The organism is Mesorhizobium sp. AR07 (genome assembly GCF_024746815.1).
Classification (GTDB): domain Bacteria; phylum Pseudomonadota; class Alphaproteobacteria; order Rhizobiales; family Rhizobiaceae; genus Mesorhizobium.
On the sequence record NZ_CP080525.1, the window covers coordinates 2,020,154 to 2,039,529 of the forward strand.

The following is a 19,376-nucleotide window of genomic DNA, read 5'->3' on the forward strand; positions in this document are numbered from 1 at the left end:
ATTTCTATAGGTATGCCGCGTCCGCCGGGGCGCAAGGGCAAAGGGAGTAGGAGAGTCCTTTTAGGGCCTGCGTCGATAACAGTTCAACACAAGTTGAACTTCCTCATCCGCAGCCCTAGGTGTAGGGCGACCTGCCCATCCTTTCCCCACGACACGAGGCCCCGAGATGACCGATTACACCCCGCCGAAAGTATGGACCTGGAACAAGGCGAATGGCGGCGCCTTTGCCAGCATCAACCGGCCGATCGCCGGGCCGACGCAAGACAAGGAATTGCCGGTCGGCAAGCACCCGTTGCAGCTCTATTCACTGGCAACGCCGAACGGCGTCAAGGTGACGATCATGCTGGAAGAGCTTCTGGCGCGCGGCCACAAGGGCGCTGAATACGATGCCTGGCTGATCAAGATCAACGATGGCGACCAGTTCGGCAGCGGCTTCGTCGAGGTCAATCCCAACTCCAAGATTCCCGCTTTGATGGACCGCGGCGGCAAGACCCCGGTGCGCATCTTCGAATCCGGCTCGATCCTCGTCTATCTCGCCGAAAAGTTCGGCGAATTCCTGCCCGCCGAACAACCGGCCCGCGCGGAAGTCCTGTCCTGGCTGTTCTGGCAGATGGGCTCGGCGCCGTATCTGGGCGACGGCTTCGGCCATTTCTACGCCTATGCGCCGGAAAAATTCGAATATGCCATCGACCGCTTCTCGATGGAGGTGAAGCGCCAGATGGACGTGCTCGACCGCCGGCTGGCTGTGTCAGAATATCTCGGCGGCAAGGATTACAGCATCGCCGACATGGCCGTGTGGCCCTGGTACGGCGGACTGGCGCTCGGCCGCATGTACAATGATTCCGCCGAGTTCCTGTCGGTGCAGGACTACAAGCATGTGCAGCGCTGGGCGCAGGCGATCGACGCACGCCCGGCGGTCAAGCGCGGCCGCATGGTCAACCGCGCCTTCGGCGAACCGTCGATGCAATTGCACGAGCGCCACGACGCCGGCGACTTCGAGACGAAGACGCAGGACAAGCTGGCTGCGGCGGCCGAGTAGGCCCGGTAAAGCCTGCTTCAAAAAGCCAGCTTAAAAAAGAAAGCCCGCCACCGACGCGAAGTCGTGGCGGGCTTTTCTCAAGACAAGCCGGCGCGAGCAACTCGCTCACTCCGCGTCAGGCCTTCAATCAGTTCAGGACCTCGACGATCTGATGGGTCTCGGGATCGACCAGGACAGTCTGGTCATTGATGACGGCGACACGATACTTGACGTTGGGCACCTCGCGCAGTTTGACCGTATCCGGCACCGGCGACCCAAGCTTGAGCTCGACGCCCAGAAGGTTGACCGACGCCAGCGGCTCCTTCTTGATGTATTCGCGAACGACAGTGTTCTGCTCCGGCTGGACGACGATGACGTCTTGCGCCACCGCTGCACCAATGCCGCTCATCAGGACGACCGCGGCCGCCGCACTCGAAAGATAAAGTTTCATGACAATCTCCATAGGGCCGTTTGAAAATCCGCCCTGCATGAAAACTCTATGGCTGCCTTGAAGTTCCATCTATATTTTTCGAATAAAGAGATAATTATATCGGCGGGGCCACCGACACGTATTATTCTTGCTTATTGGTACAAACGGCAGATATATTTTAAATATTGCAGATGGATTGGGCGTCATGGCGGTTTTTCAGGGCAGAAAAGCACGCCTGCCGAGCCGGCGGGGCTATTGTCCCGCCGCATCCGTCGAAGGCCGAGGTCGATTTGCTGCAACACCTTAGGAACAGCCAACGTAGAAAACGCGATGTCGTTCCTGCCGCCTTCATCCAGCGGCACGAAAAAGGCTCGCCCCGCCGGGAGCAGAGCGAGCCCTAGACGGCGCCGGCGGAGGTAGCAGCCTCACCGGTCGCGCTCGAAAAACGCGAACCGTATGGGCTTGGTTCCAACTTTTAGTGTCCTGCACCCCGACGCAGCAGAGATGCCTTGGCGCACGCAACCATGTGGTCACGATGACGTTGTGGCGAAAATCTCCAGCAAAGGATGTGCCCAGATGGCTCCCCGTCCCTCCGTGACCAAGCATCCCTTCACCCTGATGTTCGTCGTGATCGCGCTACTGGCGCCATTCGCCGGGCTTGCCTGGCGCAGCCGCGAATGGATGGGCTGGTAGCGCGGCGCCGACACGGGCTGACACGCATGAGCAGGGTATGGTCGATTGCAATGAGGTGCGTTTCGCGGTGCCCTCTGCCGGCGCGCTCACCGAAACGTGACCAATCACTAATATAAGCTATATCTAAATAAAGTGACGCAGGTGGTATTGATGGCGGTTGCTGCCAATCCGGCGGCAGGAACAGGGAGAGATACCCCATGAACATCAAAACTGTGTGCCTCGGAGTATTGGCTGCAACCGTGATTGCCGGCTCGGCACTGGCCGGCATCCTCGACGAGCCAAAGATGATGGCCCCCTTCTTCACCGACAAGACCATGAAAACCATGAAGTCGGACGCTGAGATGAAGAAGGTCTGGATGAAGGAATCCAAGAAACACAAGACCGCCATGATGAAAGAATGCCAAGACGCCGCGATGAGCAAACCGCACGCCGAGTTCTGCGCGAAGTTGAACGCGCTCGCCGGCAAGGCCTGACATCTTTCAGGCATCGGAAACCACGGTCACGCCGAGCCCTCTGGCCATCGCGCCCTTGACGGTCGCTGCCACGCAAAAATCGGTCTGCGCGCCAAGGATCACGACCGCACCGGCGCCCTGCCCGGCAACCCATTCGCCGAAGGCGGGATTGCTGAAGGCATCGCGCACGGATTTGGCGAAAGTTGGCTCGTCCTTGGCCTGGCCAAGTGCGGGCCACACCGGCCAGCCAGGCTCGCCCGGTGCCAGCGGATCGCCCGCCGGTCCGTCATGCCTGACAAAGGCGACCTTACGCCCGCCGCGCCGCGCCCAGTCGATGACCGCGCGGGCACGATCGGCAATGGCTGGCGCCTCATGGATCGGCGGCTCGTGCACGCCGTCGAACATGCCGGTCTGCAGGTCGATCACGATGAGCGGCGCTTTGTCCGCGAAGCTGGGTGCTGACATGGTTTTTACATAGCACGGCGAGCAAGGTGATCAAGGTTTCCTTCACCCCGGCGCGCCGGCAAACAGCACCACGCCGTCGCCGCCTGTAGCCGGCCAGTCGCGGATGGTGCGGTCGTTGCCTCCGGTGAGCACCGTGCCGTCGGCGGCGAAGGCCACCGCATAGATCGGGCCGGTCTGGCTGTCGAATAGGGCGATCTGGTTGCCGGTCTCCATGTCCCACAGGCGCGCCGTGCCGTCGAGCGAGCCGGAGATCAGTCGCTTGCCGTCGGCCGACAGCGCCAGCGTATAGACGGTGCCCTCATGGCCCTCGAAGCGGTGCACTTCGCGACCGCTGTCGAGATCCCAGAGCTTGATCGTGTCGTCGCCGCTGCCGGTGATCAGATGATGGCCATCGGCGGTGAACACGGCGCCATAGGTGCCTTGCTCATGCCCGTGCCAGCTGCGCAGCTGCTTGCCGCTGTCGATGTCCCAAAGCTTTAGCGTGCCATCGATGCTGCCGGAGACCGCGCGGGTGCCATCGGGCGAGACGGCGACCGCGCTGACCGACCAGTCGTGCCCGCTCATCACATGCAACACGGTGCCCTTCTGGAGATCCCAGACGATGACGTTGCCGGCCTGGTGACCGGTCACGGCCCGTTTGCCGTCCGGGCTGATCGCCAGCTTGTTGACGCCGCCATTCTCGCCGGCCGAGAAGACATGCAGCACGGTGCCGTCGGAAAGTTTCCGCTGCACGATCTCGCCGTCGTCGCCGGCGGTCAGCGCGCTGATGCCATCGGGCATGAAAAGCGCCGTACGCGCCATGTCCTTGTGGGCGCCGAGGGTGCGGATCAGGTGCTTGCCGGCGATATCCCACAGTTTGATCGTGTGGTCGGTGCTGGCGCTGATGATCGAATGTCCGTCGGGTGCCACCGCCAGCCAGACGACGGCGTCGCGATGGCCCTCCGGCTCAGTCGGCAGCGGTGGCGGCGCCGGGGGCAGAGGTGCGACCGTGGGCGGCGGAATGACCGCGACCTCCGGCGGCGTCGGAGCGACGGGCGTCGGCGGCACAAGCGCAGGCGGGGTTACAGGTTCCGGGGCCGGCGGCGCGCTGACAACATCCTGGCCCTTGGGCTCGCCTGGCTTGGGTTCGCCGGGCTTCGGTTCGCTGGGCTGGCTGGCAACTTCGCCGCCGTCATGTGCCCGCCAAGAACCGAACCGGTCAACGGCCAGCACCGCAAGCACAACCAGTGGCAGGACGAGAAACACCTTGCGCAAGCCAGGCCTGCCGGTGTCCGGCACCTCCGCCGCGCGGCCGAACAGCGGCGCTCCGGCGGCATGTGCCGGCCGGCCCGGCAGAAAACCGGCCCAGAACAACAGCGTACCAAACAGGCAGGCAAGCGCCGCCACCAGGAATCCGACAGCACGCAAAGAGGTGGCATCCCCGGCGAAAGACGAGACGCCGTGCCAGACGAAACCCGTGTCGCCCAGCGCCAGCCAGGCACGCCAGGCGCAAGCCACGGCCAGCACCACCAGGAGGATTGCAATCAGCCTGTCAGCACCCCTGTTCATCGGTCCCCCCTCGAACCGTCTGGATTGCAGGCCTCGCCCGACGTGGCCGTCACACAGTTCAGTTCATGAGATTACCCGTGGAAAAGGTGTTCGCAAAATGGCGCATCCGAAAGGGGCAGCATCAAGGGTCCCGGCAAGTTTGCGCCCGCTCTACTTCAACTCCACCCAAACCGGCGCGTGGTCGCTGGCGCCGTCTTGCCCACGAACGTCTCGGTCGATGTCGGCCGCGGTCAGCTGGCGCGCCAGTTTCTTGGACAGCAATATGTGGTCGAGCCTCAAGCCCGCATCGCGCGGCCAGCGGTTGCGGCGATAATCCCAGAACGTGTAGAGCGTTTCCTTCGGGTGCTTCTTGCGCAACGCATCAGTCCAGCCTTGCTCGATCAGCGCGGCGAACGCCGCCCGGCTTTCCGGCTGCACCAGTGCGTTGTCGTCATAGGAGCGGGTGGCGTAGATGTCGCGCGGCTCGGGCACGATGTTGTAGTCGCCGGCCAACACCACCGGCAGGCCGGTATCGAGCAACTGCTCGGCATGCGCTTCCAACCGTTCGTGCCAGGCGAGTTTGTACTGGAATTTCGGCCCCGGCTGCGGGTTGCCGTTCGGCGCGTAGAGGCAAGCGATGACGATGCCACTGATCGCCGCCTCGATGTAGCGGCTCTGCTTGTCGGCATCGTCGCCGGGCAGCACGTCGCGGGTCAGTACCGGTTCCGAACCCCGCGCCAAGATGGCGACGCCATTCCATGTCGGCTCACCCTTCCACACCGCGCCATAGCCTGCCGCCGCAAGGGCCGAGCGCGGAAACTGCGTGTCGCGCGCCTTCAGCTCCTGCAGGCACACGATATCGGGTTTCGCCTGCGCCAGCCACGCCAGCAGGTTCTCCAGCCGACTGTTGATGTTGTTGATGTTGAAGGAGGCGATTTTCATCGTCTCAAGAAACGATCCGGTCAGCCCACGCCTTCACCGCCTCGGCCAGCGTCTTCAAATGATCGGCGGCGGAGAAGCCCGAAATGCTCTTGCGCGGCTTGAGATCATGGTCGCCGTCCTCCAGCCACAGCACCTCGATGCTGTCGGAAAGGTCATAGCCGGCAACCTCGTCCCTGGTCCCGAACTCGTCGCGTGTGCCCTGGAAGATCAGCGTCGGCGTTTTCAGCCCGGCCAGATGTTTTGTACGCAATTGCTCAGGCTTTGCCGGCGGATGAAAGGGATAGCCGAGGCACAGCAGGCCCGAGATCTCGCCCTTGGCAAACAATTCGTCCGCGACCATCGAGGCGACGCGTCCGCCCATCGACTTGCCGCCGATGATGAGCGGGCCGGTCACGCCCTTAGCCCTGAGGTCAGCGATCGCCTTGATATATTCTGGATTCACGGTTTCCGCCCGTGGCGGCGGCTTGCGATGCCCGTAGCGACGGGCGGACATGTAATGGAATTCGAAGCGGGCAACGCGTAAGCCGGCCGCGGCCAGTGCCTTGGCGGTGGCGGTCATCGAGGCCGAGTCCATCGGCGCGCCGGCGCCATGGGCAAGCAGGATGGTGGTTGGGGCGGTGTCGGGGCCGTCGAGGAGGAAGGTGGTCATGGGGCGACCCATCGATGAAGGCCGAGTACCTTCGCGCCCCCCTCTGTCCTGCCGGACATCTCCCCCTCAAGGGGGGAGATTGGCAGCTCTGACGTTCCGCTCGCCTTCCAATACTGGCGATTGGCGAAAGCGACGGCGACAGCGACGGCGACAGCCGATCTCCCCCCTTGAGGGGGAGATGGCCGGCAGGCCAGAGGGAGGTGTTCAAGCGCAAACATGAATCCCCTCACCCCGCCGCCGTCCGCGCCAGTTGCAGATCCACGAACTGCACCCCCTTGGCCGCCACACGGGCCCATTCGGAATCCGCGTCGAGTTCCAGGTACCGCGCCCAGTTGCGGCGCGCCTCCAGCAAATTGCCGGCGTCGAATTCCAGCCGGGCGAGGTTGAACACCGGATCGGCATAGGTCTTGTCGAGCGCGATCGCCTTCTGCAGGTGCCTTCGCGCCGAAGCTTCGCGGCCTTGCTCGCTCATCAGCCCGGCGAGGTTGAACCAGGCTTCGACGAAGGCCGGGTCGAGTTTTATCGCGCTGATATAGTCGTGCGCGGCTTCCCTCCCGTGGCCGCCGGCGCGCAGGCAGTTGGCGCGGTTGAAGGCGGCAATGGCATCGTTTGGGTCGATGGCCAGACAGCGCTGGTAGAGCGCCGCCGCGCCGTCATGGTCGCCACCCGCCTCCGCCGCTTCGGCCTCGGAAAACAGCTCCTCCAGCGTGTCGTCGCCCACTGCCCCGGCCTTGCCCAAATCGAACAGCAATTGCCCGTCGAGTTCGCTCTGTCCGCCTTCGAGATAGATCGCGTCCGCGCGCCCATGTTGTGAGCCGACGGCGAGCGACTTGGCGGTCAGCGATGCAATCGGGCCGGAGCGGTGCACCGAACGCGCAATCGCGCCCCAGGTCGCACCGCCTGCCACCAGCCCGGCATATTTGCGGGCCAGGATCAGGTCGCGGAAGGAATAGGGTTCGGCGTCATGCTCGAAGGCGTCGAACAGCGACAACAAATCGAGGTCGGCGCCTGACAGCCGCGACTGGTCGATCAGCGATTGCCGCGACAGCGAGGACGCCTCCGGTGCTTTCATCAGCCCGAGCAGGCGCAAAAAGCCGTTCTCGCTGATCAGCGTTCGCCCAGCTGCGCGCTCGGCGGCGACACGGCGCTCGATCTCGGCATCGCCGTTCTTGGTGAAGTCGGCCTTTGCCAGATAGGTCCGCCCGAACACGACATGCGCGGTGCGCCTGGTGACGCCGCGCCGCAACTGGCCATGCTGGCGCTCGACCTCGCGCGCCGCCAGCCTGAGCGGAAACGCCGCCAGCGCGCCGATCGTGCCGAAAGCGGCCCCCGCGACCGAGAAGGCTGGCGCCGTCATTTCTTGCTCTTGCCGACCGCCTTCAGCAGATTGGCCTTCAGCGGATTTTCAGCCGCACCGCCCGCCGCCGCCTTCTTGGTCGCCGGCTTGGCGGCCTCGTCGGCCTTGCTCTTCGACTTGGCCGGCGGCTTCGACTGCGACAGGCTGGCCTTCAGCGCATCCATCAAATTGATGACATTGCCGCGCTCGGGAGCTGCCGCGATGATCGGCTTGTGGCCCTTCAATTTCTCGCGGATCATGGTCATCAGCGCGATCTCGTAGCGGTCCTCGTAGTTCTTCGGATCGAAGGTGGTTTCCTTCTGCTTGATCAGTGCTTCCGCCAGTTGCAGCATTTCCGCGTCGGGCTTGCCGGCCGGGATGTTGCCGAAATATTCAGCCGTTCCACGCACTTCGTTCGGGTTCCTCAAGGTACACACGAACATGCCGTTTTCGCGCGCGCCGATCGTCACCACGCGCTCGCGGCTGGAGAGCACCAGCCGGGCGATCGCCAGCTTGCCGGATTTGCGCATCGCTTCGCGCAGCACGGCGAAGGTTTCCTCCGCCATCGCGCCATCCGGCGCCATGTAATAGGGCGCATCCTGATAGATGACGTCGACCTCGCCCTCGTCGACGAAGGCCTCGATGTTCATCGTGTGGTTGGATTCGATGCGCACTGCGTCGAGGTCTGCGTCATCGATGATGATGTACTGCTTGTCCTCGTATTCGTAACCCTTGACCAGATCCGAGCGCTCGACCAGCCCCAGTTCGGGATCGACCGGCTTCATATTGATGCGGTTGTGGGTCTTCTTGTGCAGCTGGTTGAAGCTGATGCGCTCGCTCGTGCTGCTCGCCGGATAAAGCCGGACCGGACAGCTGACGAGACTGAGCTTGAGGTAACCCTTCCAACTTGCCCTGGGCGCCATGAAACACTCCTACGCGGCCATGCACTGATACATCCAGCGCGTTTTCGTCCGAAGGACGATTGGCGCCGCGGAAATCCTACACCGACCCCGCATGATACAGGCAAATCCCTGACGAAATCTTCCATGAAGGCGCGGGCGTCACTGGAACAGAATAATTCAAATTGTCCGAAGCGTCGATGGAGTCCGGTATCTGCTTCGCAGAGCCCGGGTTCCTCAAGGAAACCCAAGCTTATTTAAACACCGGCAAATCCCGCGCAAAATCCTCCATATCCGCCCAGGGATCGCCCGACGTCGCCAGCAAGCCCGGCAGCGAGGAATAGTTCAGGTCCTGCGGCGCATCGATCGACTCCAGATCCGCCCAGCTCACCGGTGTCGAGGCCGGCAGATTGGTGCGGGCGCGCAGCGAATAGGGGGCCGCCGAGGTGTGGCCGCGCGCATTGCGGTGATAGTCGATGAAGATGCGCTTCTTGCGGTTGTCCTTGCCCATGGTGGTGGTGAAGGTATCGGGCGCGGTTGCCGCAAGATGCGTGGAGATGGCGCTGGTCGCCTGGTGCAGCTTCTTCCAGTTCTGCTTGCCCGTTACCGGCACTGTGATGTGGATGCCGCTGCCGCCAGAGGTCTTGGCGAACGGCACCAGCCCAAGCCCCTCCAGCTCGCCCTTGATATGCACCGCCGCCTCGACCACCTCGCGCCAGGAAATCCCCTCGCCCGGGTCGAGGTCGAAGACGATCTGGTCGGGCTTGTCGAGGCTGGTGCGATGCGTGCCCCAGATGTGGAACTCGACGACGCCGAACTGCGCCAGCGCCAGATAGCCCTTGGCGCCTTCGACCGAGAGATAAGACTTGGTCTCGCCTTCGGAATTGGTCGCCTCGAACGTCACCACCGAGGGCGGCATGCCGGTAAAGGCATGCCGCTGGAAGAAGCAGTCCTTCGGCAGGCCGGTCGGGCAGCGCACCAGCGAGACCGGGCGGCCGAGAATGTGCGGCAGCATGAAATCTCCGACCAGCGCGTAGTACACGGCGATGTCGAGCTTGGTCGGTCCGGTCTTGCCGAACAGCCGCCGCGTCGGGTTGGTCACCCAGATGGTGGCGAGGTCGGCCTCCGAGATCAGCCGCTTGCGTTTGGCCGACACCGGCGTCGACAGGCCGATATCCCTCAAGCCGCGAAACACCGCATGGCGCAGCGCGTTGTCCGCGGTGCGGTTGGCATAGTGGATGCGCGCCGAGAACAGCGGCTTCACCCAGTTCATCTCGCGCATGATCTCGCGCGGCGCCCCTTCGGGCGCCATCGCGCCTGAAGTGAGCGGCTCCAGCCTGGCGAGCAGTTCGGCTGATGTCTCAGCATCGAAGCCGGTGCCGACCTTGCCGCGATAATGCAGTTCGCCGCCCTCGAACTCGGCAAGCCCGAGCGCTGCCAGCCCCTCGGCCGCGTCGGAGGTGGTGTAGCCGGCGATGACGAAGTCGTCGCTCTTCAGCGCCTTGGTCTTGGTCCAGCTCTTGGTGCGGCCGCTCTGGTAGGTTGCGGTGGCGCGCTTGGAAACCACGCCTTCCAAACCAAGGTCGCTGGCCTGATCGTAGAGCCCTTGGCCCGAGCCTTCGACATGGTCGGAAAACTGGATGGCGGAATTGGCGCCGAGGCCGGACAGCAATTGCGCCAGCAGCGCCTTGCGGCGGACCAGCGGCGCCTTGGTCAGGTCCCAGCCGTCGAGATGAAGCAGGTCGAAAGCGTAGAAATGCAGTCTGCTGCCGGCGCCTTCGGCCAGCGCATCCTGCAGCAGCGCGAAGCGGCTGATGCCCTTGGCGTCGAGCACGACGATCTCGCCATCGATGATGGCGTCGCGGCACGGCAGCTTGGCAAAGGCATGCGGCAGGTCGCCATAGCGCTTCGTCCAGTCGATGCCGCCCCGGGTGATCAGCTTGACCGAGCCGTCGCTCAGATGCGCCATGGTGCGGTAGCCGTCGAATTTTATTTCGTGCAGCCACAGCTCGCTTGTATTCTCCGCAGGGCCTTCGCCACCGGGCGGTTTCGGCACCTGGGTCGCCAGCTGCGGCTCGATGCGGCTGAGCGCTGGGGCCTTGAATGCGCCCGGCAGCGTGCCCGGCTTCAGCGAACCGGGCTTGGGCCTGGCCGCGGGTTTCGCGGGCGCCACCAGCTCTTCGATGCGCAATCCCGACTTCACGCTTTCCGGCCGTGCTTCCAGGATATCGAGCTTGGTGTCGGCGGCAAGGTCGCGCTCCTTGAACAGCAGCCAGTTCTTCTTGTTCTCGTCCTCGCCGGGTTTTGGCTTCAGCCGGGTCAGCATCCAGCCGCCATTGAGCTTCTCGCCGGCCAGCCGGAACTTGAAGGCGCCAGTCCGCAGGCTCTTCTCGACATCGTCCATCGGCGCCCAACTGCCGGTGTCCCAGACGATCATCGGCCCACCGCCATACTGGCCCTCGGGAATGACGCCCTCGAAGTCGATATATTCCAGCGGATGATCCTCGGTCTCGACCGCCAGCCGCTTGTCGGCCGGGTTGAGCGAAGGCCCGCGCGGCACCGCCCAGCTCTTCAGCACATCGCCGACTTGGAGGCGCAGATCATAGTGATCGGCGGTGGCATGATGCTTGTGGACGACGAAGCGGTTGCCTTCGTCGGTAACCAGCCCGCCGGCCGGCTCCGGCGTTTTCGAGAATTCGCGCCTGGCGCGGTAGGTTTTGAGCTTGGGGGGCATGGTCACGGTCAGGCACGACCGCCGGCGGGTGGTATCCATGCCGCGACTTTTGCCGGGAGGTAGAGCGGTGAAGAGCAGACCACGTTGACGACCGCCGTTCTCTTCGTGCGGCTCAATCGTCGGTGGCAGGCGTCAACTCGAGCTCGGCCGGCGACAGCCCTTGCTGCAACTGGGCGAGCCGGAATTCGTCGACCCAGTAAGCCTCGCCGTCGACGAGCACGCGCGCCTGGTAGGCGCCGCCCGAAAAACTCTGCGCGGTGATGTAGACCTTGTGGCGGTCGAGCGCCTTGCGCACGGCGGCACGCTTGGAATTCTGGCCGATGACGGGACTGAACATGACACTGCCCTCGGTCGCCCTGGTGTGGCCGCTGTCCGCAGCCTGGCGACTGGTCTCAAGGATGACGGAGACACGCGGTCCTGTCAATTTCGCGCAAACCGCCCTCAGCCCTTCAAACGCCGAAGGCCGCGCACCAAACTTTGGCCAGCCTTGAACAGCCGCGGATTGGATCGCATGAAAAGCTCGGCCCGCTCGCGAAGCGAAGCGACGCCTGCCACGCCCTTGCCGAGCAGGGTCAACGTTTCGTCGATCTCGGCCAGAGCGGAACCCTTGGCGCCGAACTGTTCTTTGTAGGACTGGCTTCCCACCGAAAGGTCGAAATAGTCGAGCCCCTCCACACGCGCCCACACCATCAATTGACCCATCATCAAAAGGCCGGGCGAGACGTTCTTCACCACGTCCTCGTCGATCCCGATCACGAGGGTATGCAAGGTGCCTTGTCGGAGCAGCGCGTACTGGGCGGCGACCCAATCGTTACCGGCACGCAATCCGAAGACCCGCACCGATCCGTCGGACAGGCCGCGAAGAGCAGCGTCTCGATAGAAATCGACAACTGCCGGCTGAGCCAGCAGGTCGAAACGCCCCAGTTGGCGAAAGCGCCTTAGCCGCATCTCGATGAGCGTGTCGAAGATGGTCTCCACCAGGGCCGGCGTGCTGCCCTCGATCATATCCACGCCACCGTGCCGTTCGAGCCGGCGCCAATCCTTGTTGAAGGCTTTGACGAAAGACGGCCTGCCATTGCGCTTGACCAGGGTCTCCGGATCGCCCTCCAGAACAAGGCCGGATGTGATCAGGCTGGACTCTTGTGCGACCGCCAGCATCGCCAGTGGGTTGGCCACCCCATATATCTGGTGGGGAATTGCGGTGACGTGGATCCGATCCGAGGGCGGCAGGGCGGACCGTATCGCCGCCCAAGCCGCTTCGGCAGCCTGCGGGGTCCACGGGTCCCTGTCCGCCAGAAGCGGTGCTGAATAATCGCAAACGCCGCAGCTCAGCCATTCGATCACCCGATGTCCGAACCTTGAGCTCCGCATCAGTGGCATCAGCATCTTGAGGTCGCCAGTCCCGGCATCCACCACTTCCACGACCAGGAGTTCAGCGCCTTCGGGCATCAGCCGCTTGGCGATCCCCTCGACCCACGCGTAGAGCTGATGGGCGGTGCACACCCCATTCGCCTGGCATTGCAGCCAGAGCGGCATGACGGCTTCGAGGCTGGTGTGCAGCCGCGCCGTGTAAACCTTTCCGGCAATGCTGGCGCCTCGGGGTGCATCAAAAGCCTGCCCGGCCAGTATCGGTGCTCCTGTCATTGGGGTTGCTTCCATCAGCGCGTCGGGTGCGGGCGCCATCGTCATTCTCTGGATCGACATGTCCGTACCTATCTTTTTCCGGTGGCAAGCGGGGCGGGTTCGGCCCGTCGCCACGACGTTGACTTGCTGTCATGCCGGCTGTCCCCGCCCTCAAGCGCGAGCATATGGCGGCGCGCGAAATACCATGAGGCCGCGAGCACAACGGTCTCGGAGACAGCGGCACCCGCAAGCGACCATGGCGGGGAAGCGATGGCGAGCAGGATTGCGATCAAGACCAGCCCGACGACCGCGCCGGCTGTCATGATGAGCGCGACGGTGCGGAATTCGCCGAGTATCTCGAGGACGATGCGCGGCATGATATAGAGCATGATCGGTACAAAGTTCGCCACGGCGAGAAGCCCGATGAAGCCGACCGATGCATCCGCGAGGGCCTGCGATCTTATCGTCGGCAGAACGAACAGGATGCCGGCTCCGTAAACCAGGCTTCCGAGCCCCATGACAAGGGACCACAGCTTGGCGTGCGTCCACACGCGCCCGAACTCATTGTTCGCCATCAACTTCGCAAGCTCCGGCTGTGTCATGTTGACGAAAGCAAGGCTGACGATGCGCAGTGGGGCAAACAGCACGAGAACCGCCGCGATCGGCGCGAAGGCAGCCGGTCCAGCGATGCCCGCGACCAGCAGCGCCAGGCACTGCCCCTGGATGTTGGCGGTTGTCGCGCTGAAGCCTGACCAGCGCAGCTGGCGCCAGAGCTTAGCGTAACGTCGCCGCACCGGCGCACGGAAGCTCAGCCGAAGCGGACGGGGTGCCAGGCGAGCGAGCACGGCTATGCCGATCAGATTGGCCGCTGCAAGGGCATAGAACACCATCTGCAGCACATTCGACGCCGTCCAGATCGCCAGCGCGGTCATCACGGCACCGGTGACGGTGAAGGTGAAATCGCTGATACTGACGACTATCTGCTGGCGACGCGCAAAGAAAGCCGTGCGCATATGACTGCGTAGCGACCACGCGCCGACGAAGCAGCCGGCCGCGACGCCGCCCGCGTCGCCCCACAGCAGCATCAGCAGCGCGGTCGCGGCACCCACGATCGCAGCGACGACCAACGCCGCCGCTCCAAACGTCACGTCGTGCGCGTCGACGCCTGCGCTGTTGGTGCTCTTGCCCATCCATATGCTGGCGGGAACGGCGGTGAGCGATCTGATGTAGGACAGGCCGACGCCTCCCATCACCATCGCGATTGCGAAGATGCCGTATCCTTCCGCCGACAGCACATGCAGCAGTGCGATGTTCAGCGCGAAGTGAAATCCGCTCTGCATGGCCTCGCCGCCGATCATCAGCACAAGGCGGCGCAGCAGATGGCCTGGAAACGTAAAGGTCACGGGCTGGTCTCCGCTTCGCGGGCGACATGCGCCCGGCCAGGCTTCGCCAGCGCCGCCCTCAGCTTGTCCGTGGCGATCGCCGCGATCGCCGCCGCCGCCACCGGCTCGCTGAAAATCGCCTCGTAGCGCAACCGGCTCGCGGCGACGAAACCACGCCAGGCATCGGGCTGCAGAATGATCTCCCGCAGTTTGTCGGCCAGGGCGGCTGCGTCGCCGGGCGGAACATGCCAACCCGTCTCGCCGTCGCGGACCACTTCCACCAGCCCGCCGATGGCCGACACCAGCGGCGGACGGCCATAGGCCATCGCTTCGATGGCAACGCGCCCCAGCGATTCCGGACGCCGCGACGGCACGGTGACGATGTCGGCCCAGCGGTAGTGCTCCGAAGGGTCCGGCACGAAGGGCATAACGCTGACGCATCCGGTGAGGCCCCTGCTCTCGACCAGTTCGGCCAGCGCGCGCTCGCGGTCGGCGCTTTCGAAGGCGCCGCCGACCAGCCGCACCTCGATCCTCGCCCGCAGCGCCGGCGGCATCGAGGCGATCGCCTCCAGCAGGACTTCCTGCCCCTTGATCCTGTTGATGCGGCCGAGCAGCAGCGCGCGCAGCGGGCGCTTGCCGTCATAGGTCGCCGGTTCGGCCGCCGCCGGCCCGGCAACGCCGTTGTAGACGACATGCGTGCGCGCGACCCGGGGATCGCCGAAGGCGGCTCGCGTCGCGTTCGAGTTGAAGATGAGATCCGCATGGCTCCAGTGCATCAGGCCGATAAGTATCCTGCGCATTGCGCCTTCGGGGATCTCGTGGATGTGCAGGACGGCCTTGTGGGGAAGAAGGCGCGCGGCCAGCGCATAGTCGGCCACGATCGAGGTGTTGACGTAGGTGAGATCGCAATCCCTGAGACGCCGCCATGCTCTCCACACAGCCATCGGCAATCGCGCCATCTCGACCGTCGCCAGGCGCGCGATGGCCTGGCGCCTCAGCACCCAGAGCGGTTCGAAGACGATCCGGCTGGCATGTGGTTCGAGGATTTGCACGATCGGTCCGCTGCGCGGCAGCACCACTTCGATGTCGGCGGCCGGAAACGCGGCGCGCAACGCAGCGACACTCTCCGCGAAGCTGCGGTCTGAACCATAGAGTTCATAACCCTGATGAACGCAGGCAATCCGCATCTTTGTATCCCGCCGGGCGCCGCAACCACCGCGCCAGGGCGGCGGCATGCAGGAACCTTGTCGCAAGAACCATGCCTGATTGATCCGTCCGGCTGCCGGACACCATCCCTGGCAATGCCTCGTTTCGACACAAATACGCACAGAAGGGTTGACCGATAATGAAACAACCATCGGGTCAATACAGTTTTTTTACAACCCGGCGCGATGATCACCGCCCGAACGCCGAATTTGTGAGATGGCACGGAAGTTGCCGTTTTGCTTTTTATTGATGCAGCAATCGCTAATATATTCAGACACCTGAAAGTGCCACCGGCCATGAAACCAGAGACGCCTGCCATTCTGATCCTGGGGACGCGCGGTATACCCGCGGCCCATGGCGGCTTTGAAACCCTGGCCGAAAGGCTGGCCCTTTTTCTTGTCGGGCGAGGCTGGAAGGTCAGCGTCTACTGCCAAGAGGAGGTCGATCGGGTCGAGCAGAGGGTGCGCAGCGAAACCTGGCGCGGCGTCGAGCTCATCCATGTCCAGGTCGCCTCCACGGGACCGCGCGCGACACTTGAATTTGACTGGGAATGTGTGCGCGACGCCGCCAGACGGCCGGGTGTCTGCCTGGTGCTCGGCTATAACGGCGCGATCTTCCTGACCTGGCTCAGGCTGAAGCGGCGCAAGATCATCACCAACATGGACGGCATCGAGTGGCGCCGCGCCAAATGGGGGATGGTGGCGCGCACATGGTTCTGGCTTAACGAATGGATCGGCGCCTGGGCCTCGCATCGCCTGATCGCCGATCATCCTGCCATATCAGACCATCTGGCGACGCGCCGCCCGCGCAGCGCCATCGCCACCATCGCCTATGGCGCCGATCCGGTGACATCGGCACCCGAGGCGCCGGTGCGGGCACTCGGCCTCGAGCCTGGGCGCTATCTGATCTCGATCGCGCGCATCGAACCCGACAACAACATCCTGCCGATCGTCGAAGCCTTTTGCAGCCGCAAGCGCGACATGAAGCTGGTGGTGCTGGGAACGCTGACCGACAAAATCCCCTATCACGCCGCCATCCGCAAGGCAGCGAACGGCTCGGTGGTTCTGCCTGGAGCCATCTACGACCAGGCGACGGTGAAGGCGCTGCGCTTTCACGCCCGCGCCTATCTGCATGGTCACACGGTCGGCGGCACCAATCCGTCGCTGGTCGAGGCGCTGGCGGCTGGCAACATGGTGATCGCGCACGACAATCCGTTCAATCGCTGGACCGCGGGTGCTGCCGCGATCTACTTCACCGACACCGACAGTTGCGCCGAGCGGATGCAACAGGCGCAGGACGATGACGACCTGGTCAGGAACTGCGGCATCTCGGCCAGGGCGCGCGCCCGCGAAGCCTTCCGCTGGGAGGATGTCCTGGTTGCCTATGAGAATGAAGCCTACCGCTTACTGGGCGTGACCGCCGCCGGGACGGTCGCGACCAAACGCGCATCGCGCCGCACCGCATGACAGGCTGGTCGCGCCGGCGGGTGCTGCGCACGGCGCTGTCGACGGCGGCGGCATTTGGCTGCCTCTCGATCGCACCATCTCGCGCGGCCGGCGTCGAGCCGCCTTTTCGGCGCGGCGTCAACGCCTGGCCCTGGTTCTCGCTGACGCGCGAATTCCCGGCGCCGCGCACCGACTATGACTGGCCGCCCTTCCAATCGCAGCGGCCGGTGCCGACCGCGCACGACCTGCGCCGGTTGCGCCAGACCGGGCTGGACTTCATCCGCCTGCCCGTCGATCCCGGCCCTTTCCTGGCCGCCGACGCCACCTCGCGCGGCCTGTTGCTGGACATGCTGGACGCGGCCGTCACCGCCACCCTCGATGCCGATCTCGGCATCATCGTCAACGTCCAGGCCAATGGCGCCACCCACTATTGGAATCCCGACCGGATGGTCGCAAGTGTCGACGCACCCGCCTTCGATCTCTATCGCGGGCTGGTCGGCGAGCTTGCCGGCAGGCTGGAGCGCTTCCAGCCCGCCAAGGTGGCGCTCGAAGCGGTCAACGAGCCGCCGCAGGCTTGCGCCTCCAACGTCTGGTCGGACGTCCAGCTCGCGCTTCTGACCGCCGCAAGGGCATCGGCCGCAACCTTGCCGCTGGTCGTCACCGGCGGCTGCGGCTCGATGGTGAGCGGGCTGACCGCGCTCGATCCGGCGCCGCTGTCGCCGTTCGAGCCGATCCTGTTCACCTTTCACTTCTACGAGCCCTATCTGTTCAGCCATCAAGGCGCGCCGTGGATGCGCGAGCCCGTCTACCGCTCGCTCAACAATGTGCCATGGCCGGCATCCGCCGGCTCATTGGAACTGACGCTGGCGTCTGTCAGGGCGCGCATGGCGCAGGATAGCGAAACGTCGGAGGCGGCCAAGCAGGCCGCCTATGCCGAAACCGAGCGCGTGCTGAAGATCTATTTCGACGCCCAGCCCGACCGCAGGTTTGTCGACAAATACCTCGCCCAGGTCCGCGCCTGGGGCGATGGCCACGGCCTTGCGCCGGAACGCATCATCATGGGCGAGTTCGGCGCGCTTCGCACCGACGCCCGCTATGTGGCCGCGCCCAACCCCGATCGCGCACGCTACATCGCCGACGTGCGCCAGGGCGCCGAGGATCTGGGCTTTGGCTGGGCCTTCTGGAATCTCTTCGACGGCATGGGCGTGATGGACGACACCACGCGGGCCCTCGACGCGGCGATCATCGACGCGCTTGGCCTGACCATGCCGGGGGACTGACCGGCCTGAGCATCGACCGAGTCGGACGGTAAAGGACCAGGCACAGCACCACGACCTTGGTGAGCAGCGTGGTCTTGGAGGAGATGCTTTCCGAGGTGTTGAGAAGAATGAGCCAGCCCACTACCGGCAGCCAGACGCCAGGATGGCAGCGGCGGGCCACCTCATGCATGAACAGCCCGAAGCTGGACATCATCAGGAGGGTGAAGAAGGCGCCCTGGTAGACCGTCATGCGGATGAATGGGTTCTCGATACCCCATTCAAGGCCATTGATCCGGCGCAGGCTCTCGACGAGATCGACGCTCGGCCCGACTATCACGTCGCGCAGCTCCAGATAGTTGAAGATCTCGAACATCTCGACGCGGGCATTGGCACTGCCGCCATCGGAAACGAAGCGGCCAAGCAGCGCATCGAAAAAGCCCTGCGAGGCCAATACGACGATGGCAACCGGCAGCAGCGCGGCCAACATCATCGCCAGGGCGGCGCCGAGCAGGTTGACGCGTCCCGTACGCAATTTGCGAAAGCCGTGGAAAAGCACGTAGCTGCCACCCAGAAGGACGGTCACCACCATCGCCGACCGGCCGCCGAACGCAACGAGCGCCGCGCATTGCAGGCCGACCATTGCCAGCCGCAGCGGCGGCGGCAGCGATCTTGCGCTACTCAAAAGGGCAAGCACGTAGATCGACGTCAGGGTGGCATTGACAAGCGGATGCCCCTGCAGCGCGCTCGAACGCGGATCGGTGGCAAACACCTCGCCATCGAAACGATAGGGAAACACCAGTATCTTGGTGGCGAATTCGACAAGGGCGAGCAGCGCATTGACCGTCATGACGGCGTGAACGACGGTGCGCAGCCGGGCGAATGTCCATTCGTCATCTTCGCCCAGCATAAGCACCAGGAGCGCGGAAGCCACGAAAGTGTCGATCATGCCGGCCATGCCTGGACGTTGCCTGACGATAACGACGACCAGGAGCACGACAGCGATGACGAGCATCAGCGCGGTGGCCAGCCGCCTGTCGGCGACGTGGACGCAATAGCCGACCGGATTGCCGAACGTGCACGAACGCCAGGCAAACAGCAGGATGATGAGATAGGTGGAGGGATGTATCTTGGTCGCCGCGCTGCCTGACAGGCCGTCGTAATTGTAGCCCAGCAGCCACAGCATGCCGCCCGAGACGCTGAACAGCACCACCACGGTCGCGATCAGTCCAAACTGGGTCACCGCATCGACGGACGTGCCGGCGCGGGGTGCGGCAGCGCCGAAATTCGTGGCGGTTCCGCTCCAGCCGGATGCCATG

17 protein-coding genes are annotated in these 19,376 nt (G+C 64.2%); 4 read left to right on the forward strand and 13 right to left on the reverse strand.

The features are described from left to right. The first annotated feature begins 166 nt into the window (after nt 1-166). The gene (gene yghU, locus BPNPMPFG_RS10230; RefSeq protein WP_258595162.1) at nt 167-1,039 is read left to right on the forward strand and encodes a glutathione-dependent disulfide-bond oxidoreductase; all 873 of its coding nucleotides are present in this window, start codon (nt 167-169) and stop codon (nt 1,037-1,039) included. A gap of 127 nt (nt 1,040-1,166) precedes the next feature. Here the strand turns inward: yghU and BPNPMPFG_RS10235 are convergent, their stop codons facing one another. Next, nucleotides 1,167-1,469, reverse strand: coding sequence for a DUF1236 domain-containing protein (locus BPNPMPFG_RS10235; RefSeq protein ID WP_258595163.1), 303 nt, complete (start codon nt 1,467-1,469; stop codon nt 1,167-1,169). A gap of 869 nt (nt 1,470-2,338) precedes the next feature. Between BPNPMPFG_RS10235 and BPNPMPFG_RS10240 the strand changes: the two genes are divergently transcribed. Continuing rightward, nucleotides 2,339-2,614 (forward strand): hypothetical protein, encoded by a 276-nt coding sequence (locus BPNPMPFG_RS10240; protein ID WP_258595165.1) that lies wholly within the window; start codon nt 2,339-2,341, stop codon nt 2,612-2,614. A gap of 6 nt (nt 2,615-2,620) precedes the next feature. On the opposite strand, the gene BPNPMPFG_RS10245 is transcribed toward BPNPMPFG_RS10240, so the two are convergent. The 11 genes from BPNPMPFG_RS10245 to BPNPMPFG_RS10295 all read right to left on the reverse strand — a co-directional run bounded on the left by BPNPMPFG_RS10245 (nt 2,621) and on the right by BPNPMPFG_RS10295 (nt 15,337). After that, nucleotides 2,621-3,058 (reverse strand): isochorismatase family protein, encoded by a 438-nt coding sequence (locus BPNPMPFG_RS10245; protein ID WP_258595167.1) that lies wholly within the window; start codon nt 3,056-3,058, stop codon nt 2,621-2,623. 42 nt (nt 3,059-3,100) lie between these two features. Continuing rightward, a complete protein-coding gene (locus BPNPMPFG_RS10250; RefSeq protein ID WP_258595169.1) occupies nt 3,101-4,606 on the reverse strand; it encodes a WD40 repeat domain-containing protein in 1,506 nt (501 codons plus the stop codon). Between the two features lie 150 nt (nt 4,607-4,756). Further along, nucleotides 4,757-5,527, reverse strand: coding sequence for an exodeoxyribonuclease III (locus BPNPMPFG_RS10255; RefSeq protein WP_258595172.1), 771 nt, complete (start codon nt 5,525-5,527; stop codon nt 4,757-4,759). Between the two features lie 4 nt (nt 5,528-5,531). Further along, on the reverse strand, nt 5,532-6,176 hold the full coding sequence (locus BPNPMPFG_RS10260; protein ID WP_258595174.1) for an alpha/beta hydrolase family protein: 645 nt from the start codon (nt 6,174-6,176) through the stop codon (nt 5,532-5,534). A 226-nt stretch (nt 6,177-6,402) separates the two neighbouring features. Next, nucleotides 6,403-7,533, reverse strand: coding sequence for a tetratricopeptide repeat protein (locus tag BPNPMPFG_RS10265; protein ID WP_258595175.1), 1,131 nt, complete (start codon nt 7,531-7,533; stop codon nt 6,403-6,405). Next, nucleotides 7,530-8,435: a non-homologous end joining protein Ku gene (ku, locus tag BPNPMPFG_RS10270; RefSeq protein WP_258595177.1), complete on the reverse strand. Its 906-nt coding sequence runs from the start codon at nt 8,433-8,435 to the stop codon at nt 7,530-7,532. The genes BPNPMPFG_RS10265 and ku overlap by 4 nt, the downstream gene beginning before the upstream one ends. Nucleotides 8,436-8,664: 229 nt before the next feature. Further along, nucleotides 8,665-11,145, reverse strand: a complete 2,481-nt coding sequence (ligD, locus tag BPNPMPFG_RS10275; RefSeq protein ID WP_258596696.1) for a DNA ligase D — start codon at nt 11,143-11,145, stop codon at nt 8,665-8,667. Between the two features lie 112 nt (nt 11,146-11,257). Then, complete coding sequence (locus BPNPMPFG_RS10280; protein WP_258595179.1) at nt 11,258-11,569, reverse strand: hypothetical protein; 312 nt, start codon at nt 11,567-11,569, stop codon at nt 11,258-11,260. A 17-nt stretch (nt 11,570-11,586) separates the two neighbouring features. Then, nucleotides 11,587-12,789: a GNAT family N-acetyltransferase gene (locus BPNPMPFG_RS10285; protein WP_413776868.1), complete on the reverse strand. Its 1,203-nt coding sequence runs from the start codon at nt 12,787-12,789 to the stop codon at nt 11,587-11,589. Between the two features lie 68 nt (nt 12,790-12,857). After that, nucleotides 12,858-14,171, reverse strand: a complete 1,314-nt coding sequence (locus tag BPNPMPFG_RS10290) for an MATE family efflux transporter (RefSeq protein ID WP_258595180.1) — start codon at nt 14,169-14,171, stop codon at nt 12,858-12,860. Continuing rightward, a complete protein-coding gene (locus BPNPMPFG_RS10295) occupies nt 14,168-15,337 on the reverse strand; it encodes a glycosyltransferase family 4 protein (RefSeq protein WP_258595181.1) in 1,170 nt (389 codons plus the stop codon). The genes BPNPMPFG_RS10290 and BPNPMPFG_RS10295 overlap by 4 nt, the downstream gene beginning before the upstream one ends. Nucleotides 15,338-15,652: 315 nt before the next feature. On the opposite strand from BPNPMPFG_RS10295, the gene BPNPMPFG_RS10300 reads away from it, so the two are divergent. After that, nucleotides 15,653-16,822, forward strand: coding sequence for a DUF1972 domain-containing protein (locus BPNPMPFG_RS10300; RefSeq protein WP_258595182.1), 1,170 nt, complete (start codon nt 15,653-15,655; stop codon nt 16,820-16,822). Continuing rightward, the gene (locus tag BPNPMPFG_RS10305) at nt 16,819-18,081 is read left to right on the forward strand and encodes a glycoside hydrolase family 5 protein (protein ID WP_258595184.1); all 1,263 of its coding nucleotides are present in this window, start codon (nt 16,819-16,821) and stop codon (nt 18,079-18,081) included. The genes BPNPMPFG_RS10300 and BPNPMPFG_RS10305 overlap by 4 nt, the downstream gene beginning before the upstream one ends. On the opposite strand, the gene BPNPMPFG_RS10310 is transcribed toward BPNPMPFG_RS10305, so the two are convergent. Continuing rightward, nucleotides 18,044-19,375 (reverse strand): VpsF family polysaccharide biosynthesis protein, encoded by a 1,332-nt coding sequence (locus BPNPMPFG_RS10310; RefSeq protein ID WP_258595185.1) that lies wholly within the window; start codon nt 19,373-19,375, stop codon nt 18,044-18,046. The two genes, BPNPMPFG_RS10305 and BPNPMPFG_RS10310, sit on opposite strands and share 38 nt — an antisense overlap. Nucleotide 19,376: the final 1 nt, after the last annotated feature.